This is a genomic window from Chloroflexus sp. (assembly GCF_056331925.1).
Genome location: NZ_JBWGQH010000032.1, coordinates 46,172 through 58,233 on the forward strand (window position 1 = coordinate 46,172; position 12,062 = coordinate 58,233).

A 12,062-nucleotide genomic window follows, 5' to 3' on the forward strand; every position below is an offset into this window, starting at 1 on the left:
AGCGCCACGTTTCGTATGGTGTTAGTATACCATTGCCGCAGCGATCACTTGCTCACGATAACGATCCATCCATTCGGACAACCACCGGCCTTGCCCGAGTAGCTCAAGATGATAATCAGGGTCGGCATCGGGCGTGCTTAAGACACGTCGAAGATTACCTTGCAGCCACACCGTTTCGAGCATTGCCGGGAGGGCGTTCACTTCACGCGTCGACAAGGGTGCAATCGCATTATATGCGCTCAGCAACAATTTTACCCGCTCGATGTCAAGCGGCGCTCGATACACTCCCCACATTGACCAGTTGGGCGGCGGTGCGCCGATAGCCATATCAACCAGACCGTCAACCAGATCGACAAGGCGGGCATCAATGCCAATTTGATCGTAATCGATTAATGCTGCCACCGCATCGCCACGAAAGATCAGGTTATCGCGATGAATATCGCCGTGGATAAGTAAATGCGGTAACGCCGCATACGCTTCATCTCTTAACTGGCGACGTAGTTCGGCGATCCGTCGTTCGTACCAGTGCAAAGCATTTGTCAAATCACCGAGAATGTCACGCGTGATCAGGCGTTCGGTTAAGCTACCAAGGCTCGATGGGAGATAGCGGGGTAGCGGTGCAGGTGGCGGATCGGGAAAGTCGCTCACCGCCCGATGATAACTGGCCAGCACGCGGCCAATGTCACTTAGTTGGCGTGGTCGGTTGGGGTTGAACTCATCACCGATAATAAAGACGCTCAGTTCGTACACCCGGTCGTTAAGGATGACTACCGGCTCGCCGTTACGAGCCGGTAACACCCTTGGTGCGGGAAAACCGCGCTGATGCAGCCACTCGAGTAGGCGATGGCGTAAGCGGACGGCTTGCAAACCGTGCTGACGACGGTTACGTCGGATGACGAACCTGCCAACGGTTGTTTCGATAAATGCTGTCTCGTTGATCGCACCGTGACTTGCCGGACGGCTCGACCGTAACTCGCCGACGTCGTAGTATGCCAATACGCGGGCAATATCGTCGTGGGTCAGCATTACGCTTCCTCTTAGCCGTGCTCCCACCTTATTGTACCATTATGAGTATCGGATGGTGGTGGCATCGGTTAGGTCAAGTCATGATACTCGCTGTGATATACTAATGTGATATACTAAAAGGTATGAATACAGGACATGGAACCGGTCAGCAGATTCACCCTATTGTGCGCGTACCGTTCTCGGCCGGCGTACCGTTAATCGAGGCGACATTTGCTGCACGGTCTGGCCAATTTTTGGTTGAAGCGCAGATGGGCGGACGCATGGTGCGGGCACATTTAGCCGACCGTGGCCGTCTGGTTGATCTCCTCGTCCCCGGCGCTCGTCTGTTGCTTGCTCCGCGCGAAGAAGTTGGTCGCAAAACAGCGTTTCAAGTGGTGGCGGTCTATCAAGACAACGATTTAGTCTCACTTGATACCCAACTACCCAATCGTCTAATCGCTGCTGCGCTGTCGTTGGGAGCATTACCTCAGTTTGCACGTTATGGTAACATTCAGCGCGAGGTACAGCTCGGCCCGCACCGGATCGATTTTCGCCTAAGCGAAGGGTTGGATACCTGCTTGCTCGAAGTCAAGTCGGTTACTCGTTTGATCGATGGGGTTGCAGTCTTTCCTGATGCTCCGACCGAACGTGGTAGTCAGCATCTCGAATTATTGACCAACGCAGCGCGTAACGGTCAACGAGCAGCAGTAGTGTTTATCATCCAGCGGTCTCAAGGGGTTGCCTTTGCTCCTGATGAGACAATTGATCGGGCATTTAGCCGAGCGTTACGTACCGCACGCACACTTGGGGTTGAGATATACGCCTATCTTTGCCCGGTTACACCAACCGGTATCACACTTGGGCATGAAGTCCCGGTATTCATGTCGCTCGGTGCAGTTCCCAACGAGTTACGCCGTCGCATGTGAGATTGTGGTGGCAAGCTCTTGGTTCATGGGCCGATGTGTGCGGTTAACAATGGACCAAGTGCTTCGTTCAATGCTCGATACCCAGCCCGATTAATGTGTAGCAAGTCAAGACGGTAACCTTCAGCGACAAAACCGTCATTTCCGGCCAATACCGCGCTACTATCGAAGATGAGCACATCAGGTGCTGCCATTGCTCGTATAGCGGTATTGACGCGCTCAATACCGGTAGCAATTAAGCCGGTTCCCGGATTGATCCGTTCGAAGGGATTTGGGCCGAGCGGAAAGATGGTCGTGAGGATAACGCGACTACCATCGGCGCGGGCGAGTTCGATAATTGCGCGCACGTTGGTGATCGTGTTTTGGATGATCATCTCGGTGTCGTGGGGAAATACCTCGAGCGCTGTCAGATCATTAACCCCAACTTGGATGATAACCCATTGCGGTTTGAGTGGACTCACCAGCAGGGGGTAGCTGAGCCGCGTTTGCATAGTCGTATGACCGGGTACACCGCAGTTGTCAATCGTAACGCCGGTAGGCGCTGGCCATGCTGCTGCTCGTGAATCGCCAACGAAGACTATCGTTGCTGGCATTGTTGGTGTACTGCGAACCATGTTGAGGCCAAGCGGATCAAGACGGACAAGGTGAAAAAGGCGTTCATATTGAAATGCCCGTTGCCAACCCAAGAAACCGGCGACAAGGACCGTGCCTGATGTGACGATCCCAACAATCCAAACAAGGCGACGATCCAAATCAATGCCTCCTTACAGTACGGTCATCTCCGCTGCTATGTCGGTTTTGATACAATCTGCCGTTCTTCGATAGGCAACCGTGCTGCGCCAATACTGATGGCGAAACATGCTAAACTACTCACCGCAAACGCTGCTCCGTAGCCGAACGGTCCTACTACCAACGCGCCGATCAAGGGTGCAACTGCTCGTGCTGCCGATACAATCGAACTATCAAGGCCATACACGGCCCCTTCATTGCCGGTTGCCGTGTATCGGCCAAGCAATGCACTTAACGAAGGGGTAATCCCGCCGATTGCTGCTCCGCTGAGCACCTGTAAGATGAGAAGTTGCCAGACATTGCTCACCAAACCTTGTGGTGCAAAGGTCAGAGCGGCAAGGAGTGCGCTACCCATTAACACGTGTCGATGCCCGATCCGGTCACCGAGGCGACCAAGCCAGATCGCTGTGGCCGTACCGGCAGCAGATGAAACCCCGACGATCAGGCCGGTATAAGCGCTCACCGGGTCGTTGGCACTGAGCAGGCTGGCGATGAAGAGTGGCGCAAACGGCAGCAAAATCGTCTGCGCCAAACTGCTCAGAAAGCGCATACCATATGCAGGGCCGATGCCGGGAGTTCGCAGAATCGTCAACCAACCGCGTAGCATTCCGGTTGGTTGTTGTTTGGGCTTTACCGGTGCTGGCCGACCATCACGCACTCCTACCGTTACCAGTATACCTGATACAAGTAAGAGCGCTGCAGTTGCGATAAATGTGGCCCGAAATCCCAGCGTCTCGGCCATCAGTCCGCCAATCAGTGGGCCGGTAGCTGTGCCGCTCCATAGTCCCATCTGCAACGTTCCCATTGCAAACCCCATTCGTTCGCGCGGGGTAACAGTTGCTACCAGCGCATTCGCTGCCGAAATCGTGCCGGTAATCATCCCCTGAATTGCCCGTAGGAGCGTTAACTCCTCAGCCGACCGTGCAAATCCCATCAGCAACAGAATTATTGCACCACCGTACATTGCTCGTTCGACCATCAACTTGTAGCCGAACCGGTCGGCCAACGATCCCCAAATCGGTGCAGCAATGGCCATGGTGAGGGCTTGCAATGAGAAGACTAACCCAGACCATAAGGCAATATCACCGACCGTAGCGACACCGAGATAAGCGACGTAGAGTGGTAAAAAAGGGAAAATAATTGAAAATCCGATTGCCGAAAGGAATTGCGCAACGAACATGATCCATAAAGTTGTTTGCCAACGTGTTTGCATAAGTTTTTGATGAATGCGATACGCTTCGAGTAGGTCTAAACAGCCGTGTGGAGGTCTGAAATTGGTACAACGAATATCGATCAGATGGTTGCTGTTGCTACCGTGTGGTCCTTATCCTGACTCGATAGAGCTATTCCACGATGCCTAAAAGTTCATGATCTGAGCTTCGCCGTTCTCAACCGACATGCGGTAACACCTGTGTAGCAAATGCTTCTAACCGGTTGAGATCATCTAAATCGAGCCACTGCACCATCAGCCGCTCAACACCTACCGCCGCGAAGGTATGAATCTGTTCGATCACTTCACCGGCTGTACCTACCAGCACCCCGCGTGCGCGTAGTGTTGCCCGGTCACGTCCGGTGAGCATCCGTTTGACTTCAGCGTCATCACGCCCAAAGACCGACCCGGTCATCAGCGACCGTCGGACAGCCGCACGAGGACGCCCGGCTGCCACCAACAGTTCGTCGAGTTTAGTGTTGAGTTGGGCAAAGCGATCCGGTGGCACGAACACGGCATTCCACTCATCGGCGTAGCGGGCAGTGAGCGGAAGGGTGCGCTTTTCGCCGTTGCCACCGATTACAATCGGTGGACCGCCTGGACGTTGTGGACGCGGGAGCAAGATGGCGTCGCGTAATTGGTAGTATTCCCCGATCCACGTGATTGGTGTCTCGCTGCGCAATAGGCGTGTGACCACCTCAAGCCCCTCGGCAAAACGGTGAAACCGCTCCTGAACCTGAAGGAGATCAAAGCCAAACATGGTATGTTCGCGCTCTTGCCAACCTGCGCCTAAGCCGAGCTGTAATCTACCACCCGCCAAATCATCGACGGCGGCTGCCATTCGTGCCGTGAGTGCCGGATGGCGGAACGAGACCGGTGAGACGAGTGGGCCGAATTCGATCCGTTTGGTGTGCGAAGCCAGCCACGTCAGTGAAACCCACAGCTCGAGCGATTCTTTTTCCGGGGGGTTGGCATTGGTGAAATGGTCAGATCGGTACAATCCGACAAAGCCGAGATCTTCTGCCGCTTGAGCCAGGCGCTGCCAACGTGGCCATGTCAACCCGTTTTGACCTTCGATCATGAGAGCGATTTCAATCGGCATGGTGCTGCTCCTTGTTGGTGTGTAGTAGCGCTACCCTTGTTTGGTTGATCGTAGCGCTGTACCCGTACAATGATGGTATAGTATCTGTGGGCCACATTGCGGCTTAAATGCTAGTATACCGCAAAAAATAGTTGATGCGTCCATTTTTTGTCTACGGAACGTTGAAGCGGGGACAATCAAATTATGCTCGCCTATTGGCCGGGCGGACGGTGAGTGAAATGCGGGCTTGGTTGCCCAACGCTGCGCTCTATACCGCCGGTCCATATCCATTTCTGATCGAAGCGGTTGATCTGGCGCCACCCGGCGCGACCGTTTTTGGTGAACTCATGACAGTGGCAGTGAACCAGTATCGGCAAACGTTGGCGCTGCTCGATGAGTTAGAGGATTTTGTCCCCGGTCGTGTCGGTAATCTCTACGAGCGGGTTATCAGGACGGTTCAGACGGCTACCGCATCGTGTGAGGCATGGGTGTACATTGCCGGAGCTGTTGTAGAAGCAGCTATTCGACGTGGTGAATTATGGTTGATCGACAGCGGCGAGTGGTCATGAGCCGTTACGGAGTAAGCAAATGAGCAAACGTATCGTCAATGTTGGGTTAGTGCAGATGCGCTGTACTGCCGATCCAGATACTAATCTTGCGCAAGCGGAAGCCGGTATTCGGACTGCTGCGGCTCAAGGGGCGCAGATCGTCTGCTTACCGGAACTGTTTCGTTCACTGTATTTTTGCCAGAGCGAGGATCACGCCAATTTCGCGCTGGCTGAGCCGGTTCCCGGTCCAAGTACCGAACGTTTTAGTGCGTTGGCGGCTGAGTTGGGTGTCGTGATCGTCGCGAGTCTGTTTGAGAAACGGGCCGAAGGTCTCTACCACAATACGGCGGCGGTAATCGATGCCGATGGTCGTTATCTGGGCAAATATCGCAAGATGCACATACCCGACGACCCACTGTTTTACGAGAAGTTCTATTTTACGCCAGGTGATCTTGGTTTTAAAGTATTCCAGACACGCTACGCTCGCATTGGTGTGCTTATCTGCTGGGATCAGTGGTATCCTGAAGCGGCGCGCCTGACGGCGTTGCGTGGGGCTGATATTCTCTGTTATCCCACTGCGATTGGCTGGCATCCCTCAGAAAAAGCCGAATACGGAGTCACCCAGCATCAAAGTTGGGAGATCATTCAGCGTTCACACGGAATTGCTAACGGCTGCTATGTGGTGAGTATCAACCGTACCGGACACGAAGGCGATCCCGATGGCGGCATTGAGTTTTGGGGACAGAGTTTTATCTCCGACCCGGCGGGAATGGTGATTGCCCGTGCGCCGGTTGATGAACCGGCTGTGTTGGTTGCACCGGTCGATCTAGACAAGATCGATGTGCAACGTACCCACTGGCCGTTCCTACGTGATCGCCGTATCGACGCTTATGGCGAGATTACCCGTCGCTATATCGATGAGGAGTAAGCCGATGCCGACGCCTGCTGAATTAGGTTACTTCATGCCCGCAGAATGGGCGCCGCATCAAGCAACGTGGCTATCGTGGCCGCATAAAGAGGCGAGCTGGCCGGGGCTGATCGAACGGATCTGGCCGGTCTATGCGCGTTTTGTCGCCGAACTGGCCTGCAGCGAGACCGTACACATCAACGTGAATGATGCAGCGATGGCTGCGCAAGCCCGTGCATTTTTGGCCGAGGTCGGTGCTACGGGTGATATTCGCTTGCACGAGTTCCCGACCAATGACGCCTGGTGCCGTGACCACGGGGCTATTTTTATTGTGCGTGATGGCCCGCATGGTCGTGAACTGGCGGCGACTGATTGGGAGTTCAATGCGTGGGGCAATAAGTATCCACCCTACGATCTTGACAACCAGATACCGGCTCGTATGGCCGAGTATCTTGGGGTGCCCCGCTTCTGCGGTGGAATGGTGCTCGAAGGTGGCTCGATTGAGGTTGACGGTAATGGGTTGTTGCTCACATCCGAACAATGTTTACTCAACTCTAACCGCAACCCACACATGACCCGAGCAGAGATTGAACAACGTCTCCGCGATATGCTCGGCGTCCATACCATTCTCTGGCTTGGTGAGGGTATTGTCGGTGATGATACCGATGGTCATGTCGATGATCTGGCCCGCTTTGTCGCCCCGAGTACAGTGGTTACGGTCGTCGAAGAAGATTCTACCGACGAAAATTATCACGTGCTCCAAGACAATTTGCAGCGTCTGCAACATATGCACGATGCTGCCGGTAAACCACTGACGATTCTTACCATTCCGATGCCGCCACCGGTGTATTATCAGGGGCAGCGGCTACCCGCCTCGTATGCTAATTTTTACATTGCGAATCATGCGGTGATTGTACCGGTTTTCAATCATCCTAACGATCAACGAGCATGTGAGGTCTTGCAGCGCTGTTTCCCCGACCGGCGCATCGTTGGGATTGATGCCACCGACGTGGTGTGGGGATTAGGTGCGTGGCATTGTCTCAGTCAGCAAGTGCCCGCCGTGAGGTAGTTCTCGCCGAGCAACGTATGGAATGCGGCAGTTATTTTGCCGCATTCCAAAGTAAATCACGACCGGAACGCATGCATTCTTCCGCCAACCCTACCGCCCCTGTTCAAGCACCTCCCGGATGCGGTCGTGCGGCTCGATGATCAGTTTGCCACTCGAACGTGACACCGGCCGTAACTCATCTGGTTCAAGTACGCAGAGAAATGGGTTGTCGCCGCCAAGGGCGCGGTGATCGGCAGCGCTGAGGCAAAAGAGATCGAACGTACCCATAATGTAGCGTGGTAATTCCAGGACTCCGCTGTCTCTCGGTGCAACTTCAATCCAGAGATCCATAACAGGAATACTCACCACCATCGCCTCGTGCGCTGTGTTGTGGATGGTAAGCATCGGTTCGTGTGTTGGTGGCAACGTGATGCTGCTTGGCATGCAACCGCCAGTATTCAGGGTGAGATCGGCTACCGGTGTTGGTGCAGCACATGCGCTCAATGATACCGTGATCATCAATAAGAGGATCGCACACCATTGTATGTGTATACGCTGTACCACCGAACCTTCCTCACTACTACCGACAGTGCTGAATCACCGGCACGAAAATACGATGCTCCGTAGTAGTAGGTGCTACCGTTTCCGCCGAAAGTACCGGCGGCAAATCGGCTCCACGCACAATGCCGAGCGGCGTATACGACGTCAAGCCAGGGAAGATCACTCCAAGCCGAGGGTTGCCCAACCGACGGATCAAGATCTCGCTCAGCACTTGTCGGAAGTCAGTTGTAATCTGCAAATCTTGCCGTTTATCAAGCTGATCGGGATGCAACCCCGGCCACGTACCATACACTTTGCGTCCATTAACATTGCCGCCCAGTACCATCATCACATTTCCGTGTCCGTGATCGGTACCGTTCGACTGGTTACGTCCCAAGCGACGACCAAATTCGCTCAGAACAACGATGGTCAAGCGGTTGTGATATGCTGCAAGATCATTGTAAAACGCGCCCAATCCCTGCGAAAGCACACCGAGTCGATCGGGTAAGTAGCCACTACCATCACTGTTTGCCTGTGCTTCGTGTGTATCCCAGCCACCGAAGTCAACGGTCGCTACTTGCAAACCAATCTCAGCTTTGATCAACTGAGCTACCGTCTTCAGCGCATCGCCAAATGTACCGGAAGGATAAGCGATACTTGAAGCGGGTGTGTAGCTCCCCATAGTACGCATCAGATCAAACACCTGTGCCACTCGCCGACCGGCCGATGCCAACGGATAGACTGTGCTGCGGTTGTACATCTCGCGCAGTGTACTCAGGAACGGAAAATTATCTTGTTCGCGGTTGTATCGCCAATGTGTGCTCACCGTGAAACCGCTCGGCGACGACAGTGCTACTGCCGGCGGGTGATTGAGCAGTGAGGCCGGCACGGCGGTATTTGCTGCAACTGCCGGTAGTAAACTACTGCTTCCTCCCTGCGACTGCAAATGACGGGTGAGCCAGCCGCTGTTTGTGGTTTTATTGCCCGGTGTCCCGCGCTCAATATAATCCATCGCGTCGAAGTGGCTGCGCGTATCATCGGTAAGACCACAGGCATGAATGAACGCAAGATGACCACTGTTGTAGAGGTCGCGTACATGCACCATCTTGCTATTAAGGCCAAAGCTGTTCGTGTTATACGAAGGGTTGTATGTATCAATCCGCAACGGCGCGTTGGGGCCGCTTAATGGCAAGGCCAACACCCCCCTTGCCGAACGGTAGTGGGTATCATCGTAGGGGCTAAGCAGGCTAAGGCCATCGCAACCACCACGCAAGAAGATCTGCACAAAAATCTCATTGGTGGCCTGCGGCTGTGCCGGCTCAGCAAAGGCCAAGTGGCCGATCCGGGCCGCTGCCATAGCGGCAATCGCGGCGCTACAACCCATCAGAAACTCACGGCGTGTCCACTGCATGTCAGTCTCTCCTTTGGTGAGGCGCCGCTTACCGCAACCAGAACTCAGGACTCATCGCCAATAATTGCACCATAACATTGATGCGGTCACGTACCGCGTCTGCACTTCCCCAATCCGGCGCACCGCGCAACGGCTGCGGTGGCTGATTTGGATCACCACCTTGCGCCAAAAAGTTGATCAGTAGCGTCCGTAGATCGCCGCTTGGTGTATAGGACAACATCCGTTGCAGCCAAAAATCAACAATGCCGACACACGAGAGACTGGCTGGAGTTTGACCAACGATGTCAATCGCGAAGTTACCTCCCCACGATTGCGTGATCGTGTAGAAGATACTCCATGTCCTGGTGAGCGCATTCGTGTTAGCCCAATACTCAGCACGCTCAGGGTGACCGGTCGGCGTATCCCACCCAAATAAACGGTGACCGGTCTGATCGACACTCCAGAAGAGGCTCTGCCAATAATTTCCCTTCGTCTCGTCGCCATTGACAGAAGGGACGTCGTTAGGTGCAGTGGCATTCGTAGCACGCAAGAAGGCCCAGATTGCTTCCAACGGACGACGCACCTTTCGCCCGAAAGTGTTTTTGGCTTCTGGTGACAACAAAATCGTTTCCACCACTCTTCGGATCTGATCGGGCGAGTCACGATGTTCCATCCAGACTATGGTTGCGCGATCGATCAACGACTCAGGTGGATCATCGGCTACGAGTCGCCGGCAAAGTTTCTTGCACAGGTTGCGTCCTGTTCCGGGGTGGCGAGCCACCAGGCGCAAGACCTTTTCACCGTCTTCCTGCGCACCTCTGTTATATGAGAAATTAGGCGCTGGCGGAACTCCGGGTAAGGGAGCCGGAGCGAGTACGGTTTTTGGGAAGTTATCGTGCCAAGCTTCCAAGAGATAAAATGCACCGGTGTTGGGTAGTCCGTCGCGTCCGTTGGCAATCGTCCAACCGGTCAAGCAGCGTGCCGTCTCGTACACATCGTAATCGATATAAGCAGAAGCATAACGTTCATTACCATACTCAACGACCGGAATATCCCCGCGCTGATCGTAAAATTTGAGATAGTTATCGCTGCCGAGCGTATGTAACTCGAAGAGTTCACGGGCAAAGTTTTCATTACCCCCTTCGCCACCACCGGCTTTATTGCTGACGTTGTTGAGGTAGTACATCATTGCCACGCTCTTGGTCACATCAAGGAGCATAGCATTAAAATTGCCAAGCGCGTGGGTGCGAATGATGCGGTCATAATCTGGCCATGTCGCCGCAATCCGTGAGTCGGCATCTGCGCGCACATTGAAGTGATTGTGCCAGAAATCGACCAATACCTCAAAAAGCTGCCGGCGACTATACAAGGCCCGCAACCACGTTGCCACCCGTACTTCGACATAGGGACGTATCCGTTCAGACCAATCTAAATCTGGTACGACACGTTGCTGCCACAGTGTTTCACGCGCAGCATTAAGCCAGCTCAGTGAGCGGACTTCGTTGACAGTTTGGTTGTTGCGGGTGTAACGAATCTTAAGTTGAGTTGCAGCGATCCGGTTAGTGCAGGGGGTATCATCAATAGCTGTAGGGTTCAGTTGCTGGCGCACCCAGTTGTCGAATCGCTCTTCGTCGCTTGCTCCCGGCGTCGCATCGTACATCGCCATCAGTTCAGGGCTAGGGCCGAATGCTAAACGCCGCATTGCAATGGTACGTAGCGAGGGGGGTATGTATTGACAAGCGGTAGCCGGGGTAGCAGGGCTACCTACAGCAGCAAAACCGGCGGCTGCTAACCCGGCCATCAGTGCAACTCCTCCCTCAAGAAGATTCCGGCGAGTGAGTTCCATGTATGAGCTTCCTCCGGGTATCAGTTCTAACAGCAATCGCAACGATGTTGTGCGGTCACCGTTGACGGTGGGTTGTCGAAAGATGAACATTTTGTTGACAGTATCATAATCTTGCGAGTGTACATAGTAGTATCGCCTAAAGGTACTATTTTTGTGATAGGAATAACAAAAAATGGAGATTTATAGTGAGAAGACAACATGTTCTATGAACATACTTTCAACCAAAAGCGAGCAATGAGATGAGTATTTTGTAAGCAAGTGATAGCGCTTGAAATGATTGCCTGACTGCGATCCGCAGAAGGGGGAACATTGGGCTTAGCGGATAAGGGTATACAGCTTTGATTCCCGCAGGCGGTACGGCGACGATAGATGGAGCATTAATGTGGGACACCATGTGCTCTAGCGGGGGCAGATTGCTCGCTGCGCTCGCAATGACAGATGATACTGCGCTCACCCACTCCCTATTGTCATTTCAAGGGCGCACCAGCGCCCGCGAAATCTTACCGTGCGGCAGATTGCTCGCTGCGCTCGCAATGACAGATGATACTGCGCTCACCCACTCCCTATTGTCGTTTCGCGGGCGCACCAGCGCCCGAGAAATCTTACCGTGCGGCAGATTGCTCGCTGCGCTCGCAATGACAGATGATACTGCGCTCGTCCACTCCCTATTGTCATTTCGCGGGCGCACCAGCGCCCGAGAAATCTTACCGTGCGGCAGATTGCTCGCTGCGCTCGCAATGACAGATGATACTGCGCTCACCCACTCCCTATTGTC

The 12,062-nt window shown here is 54.0% G+C and carries 11 protein-coding genes; 4 read left to right on the forward strand and 7 right to left on the reverse strand.

Annotation, left to right across the window (positions count from 1 at the left end; all coding sequences use genetic code 11):
- Window positions 1-21: 21 nt before the first annotated feature.
- A complete protein-coding gene (locus AC01ZF_RS15315; protein ID WP_424677095.1) occupies window positions 22-1,026 on the reverse strand; it encodes a homoserine kinase in 1,005 nt (334 codons plus the stop codon).
- Between the two features lie 122 nt (window positions 1,027-1,148).
- Here AC01ZF_RS15315 and sfsA point away from each other — a divergent pair, with 122 nt between their 5' ends.
- On the forward strand, window positions 1,149-1,931 hold the full coding sequence (gene sfsA / locus AC01ZF_RS15320; protein ID WP_424677096.1) for a DNA/RNA nuclease SfsA: 783 nt from the start codon (window positions 1,149-1,151) through the stop codon (window positions 1,929-1,931).
- Window positions 1,932-1,954: 23 nt separating this feature from the next.
- Here sfsA and AC01ZF_RS15325 read toward each other — a convergent pair whose 3' ends face one another.
- From AC01ZF_RS15325 to AC01ZF_RS15335, 3 genes are all read right to left on the reverse strand, one after another.
- Complete coding sequence (locus AC01ZF_RS15325) at window positions 1,955-2,680, reverse strand: SGNH/GDSL hydrolase family protein (RefSeq protein ID WP_424677097.1); 726 nt, start codon at window positions 2,678-2,680, stop codon at window positions 1,955-1,957.
- 35 nt (window positions 2,681-2,715) lie between these two features.
- Window positions 2,716-3,930, reverse strand: a complete 1,215-nt coding sequence (locus AC01ZF_RS15330; RefSeq protein WP_428112630.1) for an MFS transporter — start codon at window positions 3,928-3,930, stop codon at window positions 2,716-2,718.
- Window positions 3,931-4,105: 175 nt separating this feature from the next.
- Complete coding sequence (locus tag AC01ZF_RS15335; RefSeq protein ID WP_476575478.1) at window positions 4,106-5,029, reverse strand: LLM class F420-dependent oxidoreductase; 924 nt, start codon at window positions 5,027-5,029, stop codon at window positions 4,106-4,108.
- 134 nt (window positions 5,030-5,163) lie between these two features.
- On the opposite strand from AC01ZF_RS15335, the gene AC01ZF_RS15340 reads away from it, so the two are divergent.
- Genes AC01ZF_RS15340 through AC01ZF_RS15350 form a run of 3 tightly spaced genes read left to right on the forward strand, consistent with a single transcriptional unit; the run spans window position 5,164 to window position 7,532 of the window.
- Window positions 5,164-5,577, forward strand: a complete 414-nt coding sequence (locus AC01ZF_RS15340) for a gamma-glutamylcyclotransferase family protein (protein WP_424677101.1) — start codon at window positions 5,164-5,166, stop codon at window positions 5,575-5,577.
- Window positions 5,578-5,596: 19 nt separating this feature from the next.
- Window positions 5,597-6,484, forward strand: a complete 888-nt coding sequence (locus AC01ZF_RS15345) for a carbon-nitrogen hydrolase (protein WP_428112626.1) — start codon at window positions 5,597-5,599, stop codon at window positions 6,482-6,484.
- Between the two features lie 4 nt (window positions 6,485-6,488).
- Window positions 6,489-7,532: an agmatine deiminase family protein gene (locus AC01ZF_RS15350; protein WP_424677103.1), complete on the forward strand. Its 1,044-nt coding sequence runs from the start codon at window positions 6,489-6,491 to the stop codon at window positions 7,530-7,532.
- A gap of 90 nt (window positions 7,533-7,622) precedes the next feature.
- Here the strand turns inward: AC01ZF_RS15350 and AC01ZF_RS15355 are convergent, their stop codons facing one another.
- From AC01ZF_RS15355 to AC01ZF_RS15365, 3 genes are read right to left on the reverse strand one after another with little or no spacing between them, the layout of a single operon-like run.
- The gene (locus AC01ZF_RS15355) at window positions 7,623-8,075 is read right to left on the reverse strand and encodes a cupredoxin domain-containing protein (RefSeq protein ID WP_428132553.1); all 453 of its coding nucleotides are present in this window, start codon (window positions 8,073-8,075) and stop codon (window positions 7,623-7,625) included.
- Between the two features lie 16 nt (window positions 8,076-8,091).
- Window positions 8,092-9,462, reverse strand: coding sequence for a DUF1501 domain-containing protein (locus AC01ZF_RS15360; protein ID WP_424677105.1), 1,371 nt, complete (start codon window positions 9,460-9,462; stop codon window positions 8,092-8,094).
- Window positions 9,463-9,490: 28 nt separating this feature from the next.
- A complete protein-coding gene (locus AC01ZF_RS15365; RefSeq protein ID WP_424677106.1) occupies window positions 9,491-11,287 on the reverse strand; it encodes a DUF1800 domain-containing protein in 1,797 nt (598 codons plus the stop codon).
- Window positions 11,288-12,062 lie beyond the last annotated feature (775 nt).

Excerpts from the sequence above, each read along its gene's own strand:
- AC01ZF_RS15345 (WP_428112626.1), top strand. The coding sequence starts at position 5,597 with ATGAGCAAACGTATCGTCAATGTTGGGTTAGTGCAGATGCGCTGTACT.
- AC01ZF_RS15340 (WP_424677101.1), top strand. The coding sequence starts at position 5,164 with ATGCGTCCATTTTTTGTCTACGGAACGTTGAAGCGGGGACAATCAAAT.
- AC01ZF_RS15315 (WP_424677095.1), bottom strand. The coding sequence starts at position 1,026 with ATGCTGACCCACGACGATATTGCCCGCGTATTGGCATACTACGACGTC.
- AC01ZF_RS15350 (WP_424677103.1), top strand. The coding sequence starts at position 6,489 with ATGCCGACGCCTGCTGAATTAGGTTACTTCATGCCCGCAGAATGGGCG.
- AC01ZF_RS15360 (WP_424677105.1), bottom strand. The coding sequence starts at position 9,462 with ATGCAGTGGACACGCCGTGAGTTTCTGATGGGTTGTAGCGCCGCGATT.
- AC01ZF_RS15335 (WP_476575478.1), bottom strand. The coding sequence starts at position 5,029 with ATGCCGATTGAAATCGCTCTCATGATCGAAGGTCAAAACGGGTTGACA.
- AC01ZF_RS15330 (WP_428112630.1), bottom strand. The coding sequence starts at position 3,930 with ATGCAAACACGTTGGCAAACAACTTTATGGATCATGTTCGTTGCGCAA.
- sfsA (WP_424677096.1), top strand. The coding sequence starts at position 1,149 with ATGAATACAGGACATGGAACCGGTCAGCAGATTCACCCTATTGTGCGC.
- AC01ZF_RS15365 (WP_424677106.1), bottom strand. The coding sequence starts at position 11,287 with ATGGAACTCACTCGCCGGAATCTTCTTGAGGGAGGAGTTGCACTGATG.